Here is a 19,355-nt window from a genome sequence, read left to right as displayed (position 1 = left end):
AAAACTATAATATGTACCGTGCGTTATGCGGGAATTTAAGCCTTCTGAGAATTATATCAAACTAAAGTAGATAAATTAATTTATCGAAATAGGATTCTATGAATAAGGAATTTAATTTGTATATTTTTACAGATTAATGGTAACGGGGATCTTATGTTATTAGCATTTATAGGAGGAATATTTTTAGGATTTTTATTTTTCTATAGTTTAGATTTTGGTATAAAAGGTAGTGAAAAATTTAAAAATTCATCATTATTTATATTTTTAGCATCATTAATTAGAATAATAGTTTTACTAGTAGGATTTTATTATTTATCACAAAATAGCGGTCGTAATTTCTTTGCAGCACTCGTTGGTGCTTTAGCTTCTAGAATATATATTGTTTATTTTTACAGAAAAAATAGAAAGTAAGGTGTGATAACATGATTAAAAAAGATATCTATTTAGCAGGCGGATGTTTTTGGGGTGTAGAAGCTTATATGGATAAAATAGATGGTGTAGTTGATGCTGTTTCTGGTTATGCAAATGGATTAACAAAAAATCCAAGCTATGAAGATGTTATATACAGAGGGACAGGTCACGCTGAAACGGTTTGTGTAACTTATAATAGCAGCAGAATAAGCCTAGAGAAGCTTTTAAGGTACTATTTTAGAGTTATAAACCCGACCTCTTTAAACAAGCAAGGTAACGATTGTGGAAGTCAGTATAGAACAGGTATTTATTATATTGATTCAGCTGATAGAGAGATTATAATAAAAGAGTTAGAAATACTTCAAAAAAGTTTTTCTGAAAAAATTAAAGTAGAAGTAAAACCTTTAGAAAACTTTTATTTAGCTGAAGAGTACCATCAAGACTATTTAAAGAAAAATCCAAATGGCTATTGTCACATAGATTTATCCGCTCTAGATATTTCAATGATAGATGAAAATTTAAAATAAAGATTCAAAAAGGCCATCAAATTCAAAGAAGTTAACCTAAATTTGATGGCCTTTTCTATTTTACAATCTTATTCAGCTCTTAAAGCGTCAATAGGATTAAGTTGAGCTGCTTTTTTAGCAGGTGTAACACCAAATATAACACCAATAAAAGTAGAAACTCCAAGTGCCAAAGATATAGAAAATAAAGAAAAAACAGGTGGAATATTAACAAAATATCCAATTAAAAACGCTAGACTAACTCCAATAACTACTCCTACAACTCCTCCAATTCCAGTTAAAATAACAGATTCCATTAAAAATTGAATTAAAATATCTTTATTGGTTGCACCAATAGCTTTTCTAATACCTATCTCTTTTGTTCTTTCAATAACACTAACTAACATAATATTCATAACTCCTATTCCACCAACAAATAGTGAAATACCAGCAACGAAAGTTATAAACATATTAAGTGTACTTAAAATTTTATCAAAAGAAGCTGCGGCATTGCTCATAGTTTCAATTCCATAAAGATTTTTTATTCCACTATATTCTTCTAAAACTCGATTTGCTGTTTTCATATCATTTGCAAGATTTTCTGGAATTTTAGATTCTATAATTATAGAGTTATATCCACCTTTAGACAAATCATAAACTTTATCATAAGTATTTAATGGAACTCTGAAAAATCTAGGAATTCTTTTTCCACCCATAACTTTTATAAGTTCTTCTAAAGGATTTTTAAACACTCCGACAATTTTATATGTAACTGGATTATTTTTTCTACTCATAGAGAATGATATATCTTTTCCAACTGCTTTATCTCCACTATCAAATAGACTTTGAGCTGTAAGATTATCTATAACTACAATTTTTTCTCCTTTTTCATACTCGAAAGGTAAAAATCCTCTTCCAAAAATATAGTCAACACTATCAATTTTTTCATAATCAGGAGTTGTAGCTGTTACTCCAACAACCTCTCTTCTTTTACCGAGGTCAATAAAAACTCGTGTTGTTATATTAGCACTTACATTTTTGAATAAACCACTATCTTTTAGAATATTGATAACTTTTGGTTCTAAAAGATACTTCCATCTAAATTGTTCATCATCTTTATCAATAGATATTGTAAACTTACCATATCCACCTTCTTTTAAATCTCCAGTAATATTTTGTTGCCCACCTTTACCAATAGCTGACATAGTTATAACAGATGAAATTCCAATTATAATACCAAGCATAGTTAAAAATGATCTTGTTTTATTTCCTTTTAAATTTTGAATGGCTCCCTTTAAACTTTCTAAAAAATTCATAAATTTTTCACATCCTCAATAATTTCACCATCTTTAAATCTAATAACTCTTTTTGTAGCTTTACCAACTTCTGGCTCATGAGTAACAATGATAATAGTTTTTCCTTGTTTATTTAATTCTTTAAAAAGTTGCATAACTTCTTTTTCAGATGTACTATCCAAGTTTCCTGTAGGTTCGTCAGCTAAAATTATAGCAGGTTCATTCACAAGAGCTCTAGCTATAGCTACCCTTTGTCTTTGTCCACCAGAGAGTTCATTCGGTTTATGATCTAAACGATCTCCTAATCCAACTTTTACAAGTACTTCTTTTGCTTTTTGATTACGCTCTTTGTGATGAATACCAGAATAAACCAAAGGTAAAGCAACATTTTCTAGAGCTGTTAGTTTTGAAAGTAAATTAAAAGATTGAAAAACAAATCCAATTTTTTTATTTCTAATTTTAGATAACTCTTCATCTCTTAACTTTGAGATTTCAATACCATCTAAAACATATTCTCCATCAAAAGTATGATCAAGACATCCTAAGATATTCATCATAGTAGATTTACCACTTCCACTACTTCCCATAATAGCTACAAATTCTCCTTTATTGACAGAAAAATTTATATTTTTTAAAGCATGAAGCTTCATTTCACCATTTATATAATATTTATTTAAATTAAGAATTTTTATCATTGTGGCTTTACACCCTTTCTTTTTGGAGTTTCTTCATTATTTAATACATTAAAAGTAATAATATCTCCTGATTTTAAAGATTCTTTAGGATTTAGTAAAAACAGTTCACCAATAGCTAATCCGTTTGTGATAATAACTTTATCTCCTTTCATATCTTTAAACTGAACAACTATTTTAGATATTTTACCAGTTTCATCACATTTATATACAAAATATTCATCATTCTCGAAAAGTAATGCCGTTGAAGGAATTACAATTCCAGGTTCTTCTTTACCAAGGTATATTCTAGAAGAAACTTTAAACCCTGGAACAATATGTGGAATCTTTTCTGTTGGTTTTACTTCAACTTCTAAAACATTTTCAGATGTTGTTTTAGACACTTGAGATACTCTAGATATTTTTGTAATAACTCCAGGATAAGATATTTTCTTTTCAAAAACCTCGGGTTTTATAATTAACTTTTGATTTAATTCAATATCTCTTACTTCATATTCAGGAACTTCTAAGATTATTTTGATATCAGATAAATCAGCTAATTCTAAAAGTGGTTCATCTGTATTAACTGAATAATTTTCTTGAGCATACAAAGTTGTGACAGTTCCACTAACAGGACTTTCAATTTTTTCAGCAGTTTTTTCTAAATCTTCGCTATAAAATTCTATAGTTATTTCAGAGGTTCTTATCTCTTCAGAGAGTTCTTTTACAGAGTTAATAGAGCTTCCACCAATTTTATTTAACTCTTTTTCGACAGTATAGTTTCTTTTTAATTTAGAAAGATTAATTTTTTCTTTTTCTAAATTTCTTTTTATATTATTTCTTTCTGTTTCATCAAAAGTCATAAGTAGTTGACCTTTTTCAACGAAATCACCCTCTTGAACAAGAACCTCTTTAACTTTTAATTTTTTATCAACGAAGATTTTTTTAGTATCATTTGCCTCAACACTTCCATCAACATCAATAAATCCACTGCCGTTATTCATTTTAGCTTTTTCAGCATTAAAAGTTATTGTAGCTTCAGGATTATTATTTTTTTTTTCACATCCAATGAAGGTTAAAGATATTATAAACATTGTTAGTATTAAGTATTTGTTTTTCATTAAATTTCACCTCTTACAATAATTTCATAAATATATGCATTTAAAGAATTTTTAGATTTCTCTTTCGAAACTTCTAGCTCTAGAAGAGTATCAAATGCCTCCATAACCTCTGTATAGCTAACTTTTCCAAGAGAGTTTTCAAGTTTTTTAATATCATATTTTGATTTTTCTAAACTAGCTTTATTCATTAAAACAGAGAAATCTTTTTCTAATGTAAAATAGTTATCTTGAATTTTATATCTATCAGCAATAGCTTCGTTAGTTTTTTGCTTTAAGGTAACTTCTTGTTGCATTAAAGAACTCTTGTCATTAGATAAATCAATGTCTTTATAGAAGAGGTCTTTAGATAATTTTAAGAAAATTCTATTTTCGTTATTTTCATCATTTCTTTCAACTCCTACAATAACTTCAGGAATTTTATTGTTGTATTTTGAATATTTAATATTTTCTTCGGTAATTTGTTTTTCTAACTGAAGTTTTTGTATATCTTTTTCTCCAACTTTTTGTATATAGCTTTCTAGATCTTTTTTATTTGGATTTATGTCTAGAAGAGAAAATCCAGCTAATTTAAAACCATAATCATAATAAAATCTTTCTATAGTTTTATTTAAAATATTCTCGATTTTTTGGATTTCTAATTCAATATTTTTATAACTAATTAAAAGGCTATCCAAATCAATTTTAGGAATAGCTCCTAATTCATAAGATTTACTTAGTATTTCTTTCTCTTTTCTTAGGGTGATTAAAGCATTTTTCTTTAATTTTAATTCAGATTGGCTATCTTTATAACTTTTATATAAAGATATCAAATTTAATTTTTGAGTTTCCAAACCTACTTTTAAGCTAATCAAGTCAATATCTCTATTAGTTTTTAATTTATTTAGTTCGCTATCATTTTTAGAAAAAATCAAATCTTTCAAACTTCTTTGAACACCATAAGTTACCTTATTATCCTCAGTTTTCACCTTTTCACCTTGAATATAAAAATCTCCATAGCTTATAGTACTTTGTAGGCTATATTTTTCTTCTTCGTCTTTATAATCAGTTGTAGCATCAATATTAACACCATTATATCTACCTATTTTATAAAAGTCTTCTTTAAAATTATTTTCATTATTTTGAATATTATATATTTTATTCTGATAAGATGTTTTATCTATATTTTTTAATAATTCTTCTAAACTGATTTCTTGAGAATAAATAAGTTTACTTATGAGTAAAGTCATTAATAGATATTTTTTCATTTTCCGCTCCTTTTAATAAGATTTTAAATATAACTGTTTTAGTTTCATTATCATAATAGAATTCATAGAATAAATTTAAATTTTTTAAAATTTCAGAAACAACAGAAAGACCTAAACCAGTTCCACCATATTTCCTCAGTTTTTTATCATTTTTTTTAGAGAATGGTTTGAAATATTCTTCAAAGTTTTCATTTTTTAAGTTATCACTACTATTTTTGATAATAATTTCAGTTTTATTTAAAATTATACTTATATTCTTTTTATCATCTACATATGCTAAAGCATTTATAATTAGGTTATTAAGTGAACGTTCCAATAATTTTTTATCACTCATTATTTCAACATTTTCTAAATTAATATTTAAATTGATACTATTTAATTTAAATTCAATAGAATATCTTTTTAGAATGTTTTGAAGCATATTTTTTAAATTAATAGATTCATTTTTGATAGAAATATACCCTGATTCCATTTTGCAATAAAAAAGTAACTCTTGAATTAAAGAGTTCATATTAGATGCTTCTTGGTTTATATTTTTACAAATATCAGGAATTTCTTCAAGATCAATTATTCCATCTAAAATAGCTTCACTATAGCCATTAATAATAGCAACAGGTGTTTTTAATTCGTGAGTTACATTTGAAATAAAATTTTTTCTAAAAAGTTCTGATTTTTTTTGTTTTTGAAGTTCACTTTTAAGTTGAGAATTCAGTTCTAAAAGTTCTGATTCAATAGGTTTTCCCATTCGAATAGAAAGTTTATATGCTATATATAAATTAATTGGAATACTCAAAAATATAATATAGATAAAAAATTTTAAAGTTGATTTGATTACATCACTAATAGGCGCAATAGATGTGGTTACAAGTAACATATTATCTTCATTTAATTTTTTAGCTAAAATAATTCGTTTTATATTATCACGACCAACTTCAATATTTATAACAGTCTTTCCTTCTTTAACATTTTTTATTAAATTATCTTCAATTGTTTTCATGAAGTGATACTTAGATGTTCTTCTATCTTTTTTTAATGAAACTTCTTTTATAAAAATAGCATTTTGTTCTGAAATTTCAGAAATTTTTTCGTAATTTTGGCTGCTATATGTTTCTGCTAAAGCTGTGATTTCATTTTTCTTTAAGCTAATTTGATAATTTTCTAAGAAGAGATAATTAATAAGTACATATAAAGCTATAAATCCATAAGTTAAACAATTTAAAAAGAAAAAAATCTTTAAAGATATTCGTCTCATAAATTAATCACTTCAAATTTATATCCAATTCCTCTTATTGTTTTAATATAATTTTCTCCAATTTGTTTTCTTAAAATCTTTATTTGAGTGTCGACAACTCTTTCATCAACTTCAAAATCGTTAATCCAAATATTATTCAGAATTTTCTCTCTTGTTAAAACTAAATCTTTATTTAATATAAAATACATAAGTAGTGTAAAGCCTTTATTTCCTAAATTTAATGCGATACCATTTTTAATAACAGAGTAATTTTCTCTATTAATTTCTAAGTCGCCAATTTTTTCTAAATTGTTGACTCTGTTTCTTTTTATAAGAGAATTGATTCTGGCCATAAGAATTTTAGGTTTAAAAGGTTTTCCTATATAATCTTCAACACCGAGTTCTAAACCTTTTACTTCATCCTCTTCTTCAACTCTGGCTGTTAGCATAATAATTGGTGTATTTGAAGTTTTTTTTATTTCTTTACAGACATCCCAACCTTGAATTCCAGGAAGCATGATATCTAAAAGAATTAAAGAAAAAGAATTACTATAGAATTTTTCTAAGCCCTCTTCTCCACTTTCAGCTTCAGTTACACAATAGCCTTCTTTTTTGAGATATCTTTTTAAAATATCTCTAAGAAAATCTTCATCTTCTATAATTAAAATTTTTTCCATAAAATCTCCTGTACTTAAATTGAATTTTGAAAGTTATAATTTATTTTAACCTAATTTTAAAATATAATCTATAATATTTTAATTATGTGTACTTTTTGTGTAATTAATCTGAATATTTTTTTTGAAACTGAGATAGTTATGAGATAAAGCTGTACTTTTTTGAAAATATACGATACAATATAGTATTAGTTGTTTTATAGCAAAAAATATTTGAGATAAAATTTTATGGGAGTTTTTATGAGTTATGTAAAAAAGCAAGAGCTGAAAAAGCAGTTCAAAGTAGAGATGTTCAAAGGAATACAAATAATTGACAATGAATCTTATGATTTAATTGATTCAAGAAAATTTTTCCCAAATTTGCAAGATGCTGTTAAATACACTGAAAGTATTAAATCTAGATTAGAAAATGACTGGGTTATCAGATTCTTTAAGAAAACTGAAGAGATATGGGAACTAGTAGAAATAATCGGTAGAGATAAAGAGTAACAAAAAAACAGTCTAAATGAGGCTGTTTTTTTTTAATAATAAAAAAAAAAGTTTACTCAATTCAAAAGAGTTGTTATAATATTAGAAATAAACCATACTCCATTTTTAAAACTGAAATAACTAATTTACAAATTAAATTACTTAATTAATAATTTTGGTAAAACGTTTAAAAGTGAATAATATTTTAGAGGAGTGAAAATATATTGAACAAAATAAAAAAAACTTTTTACAAATATTGGTCAAAAGAAAAATCTGATAAGTTTTATGAAACTTTAGAAAGTACAATTTTAGTTTATAAAATTGAGTGCTTAGAAAATTTTATTGAAGAAATTTTTGAAGAAAATCCAGATGTTAAAAGAGCTGAAATTTTAAAATATGCTAGAAATATGGATGAATTTAATGATTCAGAAGAATTTTTAATAGATTTTTTTAGTTTTACAAGAATACCTGAAGGTGATAGCATAGTAAAAAAATTTAAAGATAATCCAGAAGAAATTAAAAAGTATTTAGCTGGACTTTTATGTTCAAAAAAAATAAAATTTAAAGAAAAAAATAATACATTTGTAGTTTGGTATATGTAAAAAAATTTAGTATTGAAAAAGAACTCAAAATCTAGCTATAGATTTTGAGTTCTAGTATTATAAATTAGAGTAATCAGTTGCAATTTGAGCAGCTAATTTAGCATTATTAAATACTAGTTCAATATTAGCTTCTAAACTTTTACCTTTAGTTATATCTTTAACTTTTGATAAAAGGAAAGGAGTACTTTCTTTACCTTTTATACCTTTTTCTTCAGCTTCAGCAACAGCACTATTGATAGCATTTGTAATTATATCGAAGTCCATAGCAAACTTTTCTGGAATAGGATTAGCTATAACAACTCCACCTTTCAAGTTAATGTCCCACTTAGCTTTTAATATTTTAGCAATTTGATTTGAAGTTTCTATATTATAATCTACTTTAAATCCACTTTTTCTTGTATAAAAAGCAGGTAATTCTTCAGTTTTATAACCAAGAACAGGAACACCTTTAGTTTCTAAGAATTCTAATGTTAACCCAATATCAAGTATTGATTTAGCTCCAGCACATACAACAGCAACATCAGTTATTGCAAGTTCTTCTAAATCAGCAGAGATATCCATTGTATTTTCAGCACCTCTATGAACTCCACCTATTCCTCCAGTTGCAAATATTTTTATTCCAGCAAGTGCTGCAATAATCATTGTAGATGCAACAGTTGTAGCTCCATCATCATTAGAAGCTAATATAGCAGGAATATCTCTTCTACTAGCTTTAGTAACATCTAATCCTTTTTTACCCAAATAGTCGATTTCTTCTTTTGTTAATCCTACTTTTAATTTACCGTTTAATATAGCTATTGTAGCTGGAATTGCTCTGTTTTCTCTAACAATCTCTTCAACTTTTAAAGCTGTTTCAACATTTTGCGGATAAGGCATACCATGAGATATAATAGTTGATTCAAGAGCAACCACAGGTTTATTATTTTCTAAAGCTTCTTTTACCTCTTTTGAAATTTCTAAATATTTAATTAAATTCATAAATTTTCCTCCCGAATACTATTCATATTTTCTAAAGATATATTGTCACTTATTGTTTTATGGCTTGAAATAGCAATAGAAGAGCATGCAATACCATTTTTGCAGCTATCTACAATATCAAAATTTTCTAAAAAGCTATATACAACTCCAGCCATAAAGGCATCACCAGCTCCAGTTGTGTTAATGATTTCTTTTTTTAATGCTTCTATATGTCCATAGGTTTTACCATTTGAATAAAAAACTCCATTTTCTCCAAGAGAGATAAAAATTTGTTTAACTCCTTTTTTTATGAAGAAATCAGCACATTCTTTTAATGAAATTTCATCAGTTATTTTTATTCCTGAAAGTTCTTCAGCTTCTATTTTGTTAGGTTTAATTGTATGAAACTTTCCAATTATATTTTTTACTTTAATGGCTTTTGTAGTTGAAACACAATCTAAAAATATAGGTATATCAAAGTTATTTACAATATATTCAATCGTCTTTTCTGGTATATTTGTATCTAGTACACAAACTTTTGATTCTTCTAAAACCTCTTTAATAGATTTAATAAAATTAATAGTAATATGCTCATATAAATCCATTGCAGCAATTGCAATTTTCATATCATTATTATTATCTAATATAGATATATAAGTTGATATAGCAGAGTTTGGAATTATTAAAGAGTTTGAAACTCCAATTCCGAGATATTTACAATTTTTTATAATTTCATTGCTATTAAAATCATCTCCAAATACAGTTACTAATTCAACATCTTGGCTTAGTCTTGATAGATTATCTGCAATATTTCTGCCAACTCCTCCAAACGATGTACTAACTTTCCCAGGATTAGAATCATAATCTTTTAAAAATTGGTAAGAGTGAGCTGAAATATCAATATTGGTCCCACCAATAATACTAACAAATTTCTTTTTTTGAATTATGTATCCTTTTCCTATAATCTTGCCTTTTTTTATTAAGTTAGAAATATGTACAGCAACAGAAGAACGAGTAATATTGGCTTTTGTAGCTAGTTCAGATTGAGATATCAAAGGATTTTCTTCAATCCAATTTAAAATCTCTTTTTCTCTATTTGTCATATACACCTCGGTTTAAACATTTGTTTATATGTATAAACATTTATTTAGAATAATACCATCTGAAACGAAAAAAGTCAATGTTTTTAAAAAAAAAATTAAAACTCATCAAAGTGACTAAGAATAAGTTCATAAATAATATTAGCCATCAATCTTGAAGTTCTGTCATCATAATCAAATTTAGGATTAATTTCAGATACATCTATTGTTAAATTTTTTGCATATCTTGCTATTGTTTTTAAAAGTGGTAATGCATTTCTTGGATTTACACCAAACGTTTGTGGTGCACTTACTCCTGGTGCAGAAGTTATGTGAAAAACATCAGTGCATAAAGTTAGTTGTATATAATCATTTTTTTTAAGAATTGAATAAAGAGTATCGTTCGGAATAGTTCTAATATCTTCAGCAAAATAGTATTTTACTTGTAATTTTTCTGCTCTATCAAAAAGTCGTTTTGTATTTGAAAATTTTTGAATACCAAAAACATTATAGTCAAAATTTAAATTTTTATTTTTACAAATATCTGCAATTTGTAAAAACATAGTTCCTGAATTTCGTCCATTACTGTAGTCTCTCATGTCAAAATGAGCATCAAAATTTATAATTCCAATTTTTGGATTTTTATCTTTTTCTAAAGCATAATCCAGAATACCACAATAATTAGCAAAAGCAATATCATGTCCTCCTCCAAGAACAATTACAAGAAAATTTCTTTTTTTTAAAAGTGCAACAATTTCAGATGTTTTTGTATGAGCTGTTTCTAAATCATGGTTAATTACTTCAATAGGATTTTTTAGATCATAAAATTTTAAATCTTCTTTGAAAATTGGAAATCCTGATAAAGCATTTTTTACATGAATCCAACCTTCTTTTGCTCCTAATCTTCCAGCATTTCTTCTGATTCCTTCATCAGAATTGAAGCTTATAAAACAAACTTTTTTCTCTTTTAAATTAGTTTGAAGCAATTCATCTAAAGTCATCACTTTGATAACTTGATGTATACGAAGAACATCTAATTCTTCACCATCGATTCTTCCATTCCATTCCATAAAATTATCACACTCCATTATTTCTATTTATATTGATTATACCTCGAAATTTTATTTAAGGTAAGATGTAAATTATATTAAAAATTATATTTCGAAAATAATTCTTGACTTTTTGTTCGAAAGTAACTAGTATTAGATATAATACATATTAAATAATTCAAAAAGGGGTAGTTTATGAAAATTGCAATTGTTTCAGAAAAAAATAAAATTAGTCAACATTTTGGAAGAGCAGAAGGATTTTTTGTTTATGATGGAGTTAAAAAAGATTATTATGAAAGTAAAGGACATGGGGAAATTCCAAAGCAGCTAAAAGAATTAGAAGTAGATGTTGTTGCTTGTGGTGGAATAGGAGAAGGAGCGATTAGTAATTTAAATTCACTTGATATAAAGGTTTTCTCTGGTTTAGAAGGTTTTTGTGATGATATTGCAGAAGGATTCTTTAAAAATATTTTAGTAAACGGAGAGGCAATTTGTTCTAGTAATAAACATCATCATGGAGAAGATCATCATGGTCACTCTTGTAATTGTAAGTGTGGAAAATAATAATAAATATTGAAAAAAAATCTCTATACAAATTTGTATAGAGATTTTTTAAAAGATTTAAATTAAACTGCTTCGTCATCTAAGAAAGCTTTATATAATATAGCTCCTATTATAGCTCCAGCAATTGGTGCAACCCAGAATATCCAAAGTTGAGATAAAGCTTGTCCACCAGCTATTATAGCTACTGCAGTACTTCTTGCAGGGTTAACAGATGTATTAGTTACAGGAATACTTATTAAGTGAATTAAAGTTAATCCTAATCCAATTGCAATTGGTGCAAATCCTTTTGGTGCTTTTTTTGAAGTAGCTCCTAGGATAATAATTAAGAACATTGCTGTTAATACAACTTCTGTTATTATTCCTGCAGTCATTGAGAATCCATTTGGAGACATAGCTCCAACTCCATTTAAAGCGAATCCATTAGCTGCTAAGTTAAATTGTGGATTACCACTCGCTATAAGGTAAAGAATGAAAGCTCCAAAAGTACCACCTAAAACTTGTGATATTATATATGGTATTGCTTCTTTTTTTTCAGCTTTTCCAGCAACAACTAATCCAATTGTTACAGCAGGGTTTAAATGACATCCAGATATATGTCCTATAGCAAAAGCCATTGTTAAAACAGTTAATCCAAAAGCTAAAGATACTCCAGCAAATCCAATTCCAAGCTCAGGATATCCAGCAGCTAAAACAGCACTTCCACATCCTCCTAATACTAACCAAAACGTTCCAATAAATTCTGCAAATAATTTGTTCTTCATTTAAAATCACTCCTTTTATAAAAAATAATCAAACATTTTAATATTATATCATAAGTTTCTTTAATTACTTCCAATATTTTTTTAATTTTTCTTTTATTACTGAATCTGTAAAAGCTGCTTCAATACTAGTTAAATAAATATTTTTGTATATTTCTAAATTAATATTAAATTCAGTATTCAAAATATTGAATTCATTACTTAAAGTAGTATTTGATACAGTTCTATTATCAGTATTTACTGTTACTTTTATTCCAGAGTTATAAAAATCAAAGATTGGATGATCCTTAATAGAATCAACTGCCTTTGTTTGAAAATTACTAGTTGGACACATTTCTAATATAATTTCTTTTTCTTTTACTATATCAAAAGCTGATTTACAATTTTTAATATGAATTCCATGACCAATTCTTTTAGCTCCAAGCATTTGAACAGCATCTAAAACATTTTTACCAATACCTGTTTCACCAGCATGAATTGTTACTTTATATCCATATTCTCTAGCTAAAAGAAAGGGGTCTATAAATTTCTCACAAAAATTTTCTCCTTCATTTCCACATAAATCTACAGCAACAATTCCATTTCCTAGATATTTTTTTCCAACTTCAATAACTTCAAAAACAGTTTTAACAGGCATACTTCTTAAAAATGATAAAATTATATTTCCTTTTATATCATATTCTTCTTCAGCTTCTTTTATTCCTGATAGAACACTTTGCAATATATCGTCAACAGACAAGCCTTTTTTTGTATGTAATAATGGAGCAAATCTTATTTCTATATATTTCACATTTTCTTTTGCAGAATCTTCCATTAATTCATAAGTAATTCTTTTTAAACTTTCTTTTGATTGCATAACAGCTATAGGAATTTCAAATCCTTTTAAATACTGTGCTAAAGACATACATTCAGCGGGAGCAATCATAATACTTTTTACTATGTTTAAATCATAACTAGGTAACTCAATATTTTCGATATTTGCTATTTCAATAATAGTTTCAGGTCTGACACTTCCATCTAAGTGGCAATGTAGCTCTATTTTCGGTAATTTTTTAAAATTCATTTTAGCCTCCATATATCCCTCTTTTTAAAGACCTATACAATAAAATAAAGAAATAATTTTAAAGATAGATATTTTAATAGCTTATAACTATTGTAAAGTTGTTTTTATAGGTATAAAAACAGTTAATTATAAGTATATAAAAATAATTTTTAATAAAAATAATTTTATAAAAAAATCTCGCATTTTATAATTAAAGTTCTCGTTAAAATCAATATTAAAAAATAAATTTAATATGATCCTAGTAAAAACAGTAATCACGATCTCGTATTTTATATAAAATACGAGATTAAGATTAAATAAAAAAATTATTTTTTTGTACTCCAAATTTTTTCTAAATATTGATTTCTTCCAGAACGATTACGATAATAATTATATCTTATTGGATTTTTTTTATAATAATCTTGATGATAATCTTCTGCATTATAAAATGTATTAAATGAAATTAATTTTACAGCAATTTTATTTAATTTTCCTTCAACTTTAGTTTTCTCTAATTCTTTTAATGCTATTTTTTTTTCTTCAGAAGAAATATAAAAAACAGCAGGTGAATATTGGTAACCTCTGTCAATAAATTGACCTTCTCCATCTGTTATATCTATAACTCTAAAAAACTTATTAAGTAATTGAGAGTAACTAATTTTTTCATCATCATATTTTATTTTTATACTTTCAAGATGACCAGTATTTCCAGCAGAAACTTGTTTATAAGTTGGATTTGCAATTTTTCCCCCTGAGTAACCAGAAATAACCTCTAAAACTCCAGGAACTTTTTCCATATCAGCTTCTGTACACCAAAAGCATCCACCAGCAACGTATGCAACTTTTATAGCTCCAAAAGATAAAGAAGATATAATAGTAGCTCCAATTAAAGTTAATAATCTTCTATTTATTTTCATTTTTTCTCCTTCAAAAATTATTCAATATCAATAGTGATCTCATTTTTTCTAAAAAATGGAATAGTCCAAGGAGGATCATAACCTGAACTTCTAGGACTAGATATTTCTTTATAGTTGTTTTGACTTAACCAAGTTTGTAATTCTGTAGTTTTTAGGTTTATCTTACTTTCAGTTAATAAACCAGAATAAATTAAAACAGCTACTTTTTTTTCAGGAATTTGTTTTATCAAAATATCAGAATCTATAGGAATAGGCAGAGTTTCAATAGTATATTTTTTTGGCATAGAGAACTGCATAATCCAATTATCACCTTGTTTTTCTTGAATAACAGGCGATGTCATAGCTATTTTTTCATTTTTTTCTTGAACAACAGGAGCAGTCATAGCTATTTTATCTTTTGTATTATTTTCACCAAAAATATATTTTGCTAATTTTTTAAATCCAATATTAGTGGCTGTATTATAATCTCCAAAAATACTAACTTCAGCAATAATAGAGGGTTCTAATTGACGAATTTCAATATTTTTTTGAGCCGATATTAGAATATAACTCGCTTCTTCTGATGTTCTATAACCAACAACAGAGCAAGCAGTAAAAATAGTTGAAAAAATTAAAAACTTTGATATATTTAATAATTTTTTTTTCATAAAACCCGACCTCCTTCTCTATACATAATATTCGAAAAGGAGGTCGGGTTTCATTTAATTTAGATTGATTTTTATTTTATCTAAAACACTTTTGAAACTTTTTAAATCTTCTAAGTTTATATTTTTAAAAATTTCATCATTCATATAGCTATCCAATGGAGATAATTTTGCAATCATTAAAAGAGCTTTATCTGTAAGTATAATTAAAAGAGCTCTTTTGTCAAAAAAATCTTGCTTGCGAAGTAAATAACCTTTTTGTTCTAGTTTATCAACTATTGATTTTATATTATTTTTATCTTTTTCAACTCTAATAGATAGCTCATTTTGAGATATTTTATCTTCTTTTGATAATTCTTTTAAAACACCCCACTGTTCAGGAGTTATGTCATATTCTTTAAATTTTAAAGTTAACTTTTGATGAATCTTTCTAGCTATAATACAAATTTCATATCCTATAGTTTTAATAAATATTGACGTTATCAAAAAATTAATAACGTCATTCACCTCCAATATTTGTTATTTTAGCAATTTATCTACTGATTCATTTAATTCTTTGAAATATTTATCTATTCCAGTTTTATCAAGAACAAATAAATTTGCTTCTCCAGCTTTCCTTGCTCTAACAGTATCTAAATTTTTATACCCGTCTCCTATAAATAGATGTGCAGTTATTTCTGATGTAACTCCAGCTTTTCTTGCTTCTTTTTCAAATTTTTGTACTGATTTTTTATATATTAATCTTTCTTCTTTTGAGCTTGGAATACCTGTTCCACCCCACATAGCAACAATCTCCTCTTTTCCATCATTTTTTACAGGGAAAATTACAGATAATCCTCCTGGAGTATGCCCTGGTGTTTCAATAATTTGAACAGAAGTATTTCCCAATGTTATTTTATCTCCATCTTTAACTAATATATCAACAGGAGTTTTTGGTGAACGAGGTGAATTAGGTCCTACATTTAAAGTGTTCATAAGGTTTTCATCTACAGAAGTCATTACAACTTTAGAATTATATTTACTTCTAATATAATTTGCACCACCATAGTGATCTCCATGCCCATGAGTTACTATAATATATTTTATTTCTTTAGGATTTAAACCTAATTTTTCCATTCCATTTATAATAGTCTGAGCATCTTTATCATCCCACATTGAATCTATTAGAATAATTCCATCTTCTGTTTTCAAAGCCCAAGCAACAACACTCTTAGTTCCAATACAGTATAAATTATCAAAAACTTTTGTTGGAACTAGTGGTGTGCTATCATTTAATATAGCTAATATATTTGCAGGTGGCTCAGCTGCCATTATTGTATTAGTTGAAAAAGGCGATAAAGTTAATCCTACGATAGTAGCAATTTGAATAAATTTTAACATAAAATCCTCCTAAAAAGTTATATTTATAGTACGTGTACGTACTATAAATATAACTTTTATTAGTGAAATTGTCAATATATATTTTTATTTTTCTAATAATTCTATTGTTTTTAAAACAATATTGTAATATTTTATTAAATCTTGAAGAGTTAAATATGGAATTTTATGTTCTTCAAAATATTTTTTAGATACACCCAAGCTTAAAACTGCGCCTGTATTTTTTATAAGTCCAACTCCGCCTATTTCATCATGAATATCATTTGACATAAAAGTTATTCCACCACAATCTTCACTTATTAAAATTGCTAACTCTGCAACAATCTTGACTTTTTCTTCAGAAGATGAAGCTAAAGATAATTTTTTTCCTAAACTTTCTATTTTTTTTCCAATTTCATTTGTTTTAGATTGAAGACTACCTTTTTTTCTTTTCATAGAGTTATTATCATAATAAATAAAAGAATACTCTAAATTAGTGCATGCTTTTATTAAAGAATCAACTACTTTAGTATTGTCATCTATTTTATCACCTCTAATGATAAAAGTATCTTCAATAAAATAATCTAAAGTATTATTAAATAGCTTAGATTCTAAAACAATATTAGGAATTTTATCTAAATTAAACCTTTCAACAATTCTCTTTTTTGAAAAGAAATTTGAATTTCCTTCTAAATCTTCATTTGGTCCAATACCACCAAGTGTAGAATTTACAGTTGCTAAAAAAGAAACAGAAATATTATTAATATCTAAAACAGTTCCTAAAATATACCCATAATTATCTCCAACATTTTCTGTTATAATTTCAAAATTGTTTGGATAATTTTTATAAAAACTATCTAATGCTGCATTTGCAATAGCCGATTGCAAAGCAACAGGAGCTTCTAAGACACCTTGTCCATATATTCTTCCAAATTGCTCTAAAACAATTGAATGAGTCAGAATAGCTTCTTTTCCAATTAAATTTAAACTCATATTTTTTTCAAAGTTTGTAAAACCTCTTCGAGCAAGCCCATAACCTATTCCACCACTTTTTAGAGTTACAACAACTTTATTTTCTATAAAATCTATATGAGATATTTCTAAAGAGATATCTGTAGCTTTTTTAAGAAAAAATAAAACAACAGCAAGGCCTACAGAATCATCTTGAACTTGTCCATTGATACTATGAGAGTGCCCACATCCAACATGCCCAACAACTCCGATAGAACCAACTTTATTTTTACTAAATCTAATCATTTTAATCTCCCTTAATAATTTTATAATTCAGTATATACTTTAACAAATTTTTTTCCAAATAGCAAATACCTAAATAAAAAAAAACATTTATTCTTAATTAAGAATAAATGTTTTTAATTTATTTATCAAGAATTTGTGACCCTGAATCTGTTGATCCTGCATTCATCATATCAATCTGTTGTAAAGTTACAACTCCAGGATTAGGTGTACTTTCTTTTTCTAAAACATTAGAGCAACCAACAAAAACTAAACTAAATAAAAAAGCTAAAACTAATTTTTTCATTTTAAACCGTTATCATATACTTATAATTCTTTATAAGTCTAAACCTATCTGATAACGTTTTCACCTCCTATTTTTTATAATTTTTGATCTACTTATTTCTTTTTTACCAAATAAAAACAAAACTTCCTTTAATAATAAATAAATAAATAAAAAGAAAGAACCTCTAGGGAAATAGAGGTTCTTTTGGGGGAGGGAATAAAATTGCTTTTATTCATAACTATTTATACTAAAAGTAAAACTAGTTTCCTTGTAAAAAATTATTTAGTTCCATAAAGTAAAACTTCAGATTTATTACTTGGAAGCTGAGTAGCTCTAACTTCTTTAAATCCAAATCTTTTAAATGAATCTATATGCTTTAAAACTTCTTCAATAGATATTTTACTACCTATTTCTAAAGTATAGAAAACAGTATGAATTCCAGGTCTCATATCCATAAATCTTTTAACTTGACTTAAGCTAAGAGAAGGTAAAACATTTACATCAGAAACTAAAATATGACAAGGTCTAGGAATATCTGCATCTTGAACTTTTTGCATAGGTTCTTTGATATGTTTAAACATAGGATTGTTTAAAATTCCTTCATTCATAAGAGCATTATCAACACCGAATACTTTAAATCCTTTTTCTAATAAAGAGTAACTTGTACCTCCTGGAGCACAACCTAACTCAAGAATTGTTTCTTCTCCTCTAAATTTGTAATCAGTCCAGATAAGAGCTTCAGACATCTTTAAGTAAGCTCTTGATGGAGAAGCTTCAGGTAAAGTTAGCTTTGGATTAACTCCAGCCATTTTCCATGAATAAGGATGAGCAGTTCTCATTCCTAACCAGAACTCTCCCTCTTTTACTTCAACAACATCTAGTATAGTTTGTCCAACTTGAGCAACCTCTCCAGAAGTTTCTCCTGTTACTAATGAAAATCTATGAGTTACATCTGCTGAATGCTTTGAAACTTCAGCTTCTAATTTTTCAGAGTTTGTTCTTCCTAAAGATATTCCACAAGCTCTAGCAAAAATTAAATTAAATTTTGAATTAATATCAAACTTTCCACTATTATCTTTAAAAGTTATATATCCAGGTCTAGAATATGCAAAACTTAAATCTGGATATTTTAGAGCTACCTCTTCTTTTAATGACTTTTCACTACCAATATTAACGATTGTATAAATAAACATTTATCACTCCTAAAAAATATATTATCCTAAAGTAATAATATATCATTTTATTCAAAT

Annotated in this window: 22 protein-coding genes and 1 pseudogene; 5 read left to right on the top strand and 18 right to left on the bottom strand. The window is 26.4% G+C overall.

The features are described from left to right. Positions 1–153: 153 nt before the first annotated feature. Together ACRCZX_RS07135 and msrA (ACRCZX_RS07130) are read left to right on the top strand one after the other, a co-directional pair. Complete coding sequence (locus ACRCZX_RS07135; protein WP_438582239.1) at positions 154–411, top strand: N-ATPase subunit AtpR; 258 nt, start codon at positions 154–156, stop codon at positions 409–411. Positions 412–431: 20 nt separating this feature from the next. Next, a pseudogene (gene msrA / locus ACRCZX_RS07130) lies at positions 432–926 on the top strand (peptide-methionine (S)-S-oxide reductase MsrA); the annotation flags it as partial. Between the two features lie 80 nt (positions 927–1,006). Here the strand turns inward: msrA (ACRCZX_RS07130) and ACRCZX_RS07125 are convergent. From ACRCZX_RS07125 to ACRCZX_RS07100, 6 genes are read right to left on the bottom strand one after another with little or no spacing between them, the layout of a single operon-like run. Further along, positions 1,007–2,230 (bottom strand): ABC transporter permease, encoded by a 1,224-nt coding sequence (locus tag ACRCZX_RS07125; RefSeq protein ID WP_438582238.1) that lies wholly within the window; start codon positions 2,228–2,230, stop codon positions 1,007–1,009. Further along, entirely contained in the window at positions 2,227–2,904 is a 678-nt protein-coding gene (locus ACRCZX_RS07120) for an ABC transporter ATP-binding protein (RefSeq protein ID WP_438582237.1), read from the bottom strand. The genes ACRCZX_RS07125 and ACRCZX_RS07120 overlap by 4 nt, the downstream gene beginning before the upstream one ends. Then, a complete protein-coding gene (locus ACRCZX_RS07115) occupies positions 2,901–4,001 on the bottom strand; it encodes an efflux RND transporter periplasmic adaptor subunit (protein ID WP_438582236.1) in 1,101 nt (366 codons plus the stop codon). Before ACRCZX_RS07115 ends, ACRCZX_RS07120 begins: the two co-directional genes overlap by 4 nt. Beyond that, a complete protein-coding gene (locus tag ACRCZX_RS07110) occupies positions 4,001–5,245 on the bottom strand; it encodes a TolC family protein (protein WP_438582235.1) in 1,245 nt (414 codons plus the stop codon). The genes ACRCZX_RS07115 and ACRCZX_RS07110 overlap by 1 nt, the downstream gene beginning before the upstream one ends. Further along, a complete protein-coding gene (locus tag ACRCZX_RS07105; protein WP_438582234.1) occupies positions 5,208–6,497 on the bottom strand; it encodes a sensor histidine kinase in 1,290 nt (429 codons plus the stop codon). Before ACRCZX_RS07105 ends, ACRCZX_RS07110 begins: the two co-directional genes overlap by 38 nt. Continuing rightward, on the bottom strand, positions 6,494–7,153 hold the full coding sequence (locus tag ACRCZX_RS07100; RefSeq protein WP_438582233.1) for a response regulator transcription factor: 660 nt from the start codon (positions 7,151–7,153) through the stop codon (positions 6,494–6,496). The genes ACRCZX_RS07105 and ACRCZX_RS07100 overlap by 4 nt, the downstream gene beginning before the upstream one ends. Positions 7,154–7,390: 237 nt before the next feature. Here ACRCZX_RS07100 and ACRCZX_RS07095 point away from each other — a divergent pair, with 237 nt between their 5' ends. Further along, positions 7,391–7,639: a hypothetical protein gene (locus ACRCZX_RS07095; protein ID WP_438582232.1), complete on the top strand. Its 249-nt coding sequence runs from the start codon at positions 7,391–7,393 to the stop codon at positions 7,637–7,639. A gap of 203 nt (positions 7,640–7,842) precedes the next feature. Next, positions 7,843–8,220: a hypothetical protein gene (locus tag ACRCZX_RS07090; protein WP_438582231.1), complete on the top strand. Its 378-nt coding sequence runs from the start codon at positions 7,843–7,845 to the stop codon at positions 8,218–8,220. Positions 8,221–8,277: 57 nt separating this feature from the next. On the opposite strand, the gene ACRCZX_RS07085 is transcribed toward ACRCZX_RS07090, so the two are convergent. The 3 genes from ACRCZX_RS07085 to hutG form a co-directional block, all read right to left on the bottom strand. Then, the gene (locus tag ACRCZX_RS07085; RefSeq protein ID WP_438582230.1) at positions 8,278–9,198 is read right to left on the bottom strand and encodes a pseudouridine-5'-phosphate glycosidase; all 921 of its coding nucleotides are present in this window, start codon (positions 9,196–9,198) and stop codon (positions 8,278–8,280) included. Then, a complete protein-coding gene (locus tag ACRCZX_RS07080; protein WP_438582229.1) occupies positions 9,195–10,280 on the bottom strand; it encodes a carbohydrate kinase in 1,086 nt (361 codons plus the stop codon). Before ACRCZX_RS07080 ends, ACRCZX_RS07085 begins: the two co-directional genes overlap by 4 nt. A 95-nt stretch (positions 10,281–10,375) precedes the next feature. After that, positions 10,376–11,326, bottom strand: coding sequence for a formimidoylglutamase (gene hutG / locus ACRCZX_RS07075; RefSeq protein ID WP_438582228.1), 951 nt, complete (start codon positions 11,324–11,326; stop codon positions 10,376–10,378). Positions 11,327–11,500: 174 nt separating this feature from the next. Here hutG and ACRCZX_RS07070 point away from each other — a divergent pair, with 174 nt between their 5' ends. Then, the gene (locus tag ACRCZX_RS07070) at positions 11,501–11,869 is read left to right on the top strand and encodes a NifB/NifX family molybdenum-iron cluster-binding protein (protein WP_438582227.1); all 369 of its coding nucleotides are present in this window, start codon (positions 11,501–11,503) and stop codon (positions 11,867–11,869) included. Between the two features lie 62 nt (positions 11,870–11,931). On the opposite strand, the gene aqpZ is transcribed toward ACRCZX_RS07070, so the two are convergent. From aqpZ to ACRCZX_RS07025, 9 genes are all read right to left on the bottom strand, one after another. After that, the gene (aqpZ, locus tag ACRCZX_RS07065; protein ID WP_438582226.1) at positions 11,932–12,630 is read right to left on the bottom strand and encodes an aquaporin Z; all 699 of its coding nucleotides are present in this window, start codon (positions 12,628–12,630) and stop codon (positions 11,932–11,934) included. A gap of 64 nt (positions 12,631–12,694) precedes the next feature. Then, positions 12,695–13,690 (bottom strand): adenosine deaminase, encoded by a 996-nt coding sequence (gene add, locus ACRCZX_RS07060; RefSeq protein WP_438582225.1) that lies wholly within the window; start codon positions 13,688–13,690, stop codon positions 12,695–12,697. A gap of 305 nt (positions 13,691–13,995) precedes the next feature. After that, positions 13,996–14,586 (bottom strand): peptide-methionine (S)-S-oxide reductase MsrA, encoded by a 591-nt coding sequence (gene msrA, locus ACRCZX_RS07055; protein WP_438582224.1) that lies wholly within the window; start codon positions 14,584–14,586, stop codon positions 13,996–13,998. Between the two features lie 17 nt (positions 14,587–14,603). Beyond that, entirely contained in the window at positions 14,604–15,233 is a 630-nt protein-coding gene (locus ACRCZX_RS07050) for an SOUL family heme-binding protein (protein ID WP_438582223.1), read from the bottom strand. Between the two features lie 54 nt (positions 15,234–15,287). Further along, positions 15,288–15,716, bottom strand: coding sequence for a MarR family winged helix-turn-helix transcriptional regulator (locus ACRCZX_RS07045; protein ID WP_438582222.1), 429 nt, complete (start codon positions 15,714–15,716; stop codon positions 15,288–15,290). Between the two features lie 33 nt (positions 15,717–15,749). Next, a complete protein-coding gene (locus ACRCZX_RS07040; RefSeq protein WP_438582221.1) occupies positions 15,750–16,610 on the bottom strand; it encodes an MBL fold metallo-hydrolase in 861 nt (286 codons plus the stop codon). Positions 16,611–16,694: 84 nt separating this feature from the next. Beyond that, a complete protein-coding gene (locus ACRCZX_RS07035) occupies positions 16,695–17,843 on the bottom strand; it encodes a hypothetical protein (RefSeq protein ID WP_438582220.1) in 1,149 nt (382 codons plus the stop codon). Between the two features lie 118 nt (positions 17,844–17,961). After that, complete coding sequence (locus ACRCZX_RS07030) at positions 17,962–18,126, bottom strand: hypothetical protein (RefSeq protein ID WP_438582219.1); 165 nt, start codon at positions 18,124–18,126, stop codon at positions 17,962–17,964. A gap of 257 nt (positions 18,127–18,383) precedes the next feature. Continuing rightward, positions 18,384–19,298: an SAM-dependent methyltransferase gene (locus tag ACRCZX_RS07025; RefSeq protein ID WP_438582218.1), complete on the bottom strand. Its 915-nt coding sequence runs from the start codon at positions 19,296–19,298 to the stop codon at positions 18,384–18,386. Between the last annotated feature and the right edge of the window lie 57 nt (positions 19,299–19,355).

The sequence above is a fragment of the Cetobacterium sp. genome, from assembly GCF_051658645.1.
Lineage (GTDB): Bacteria > Fusobacteriota > Fusobacteriia > Fusobacteriales > Fusobacteriaceae > Cetobacterium_A.
This window is presented reverse-complemented; position numbering and strand designations above follow the sequence as displayed.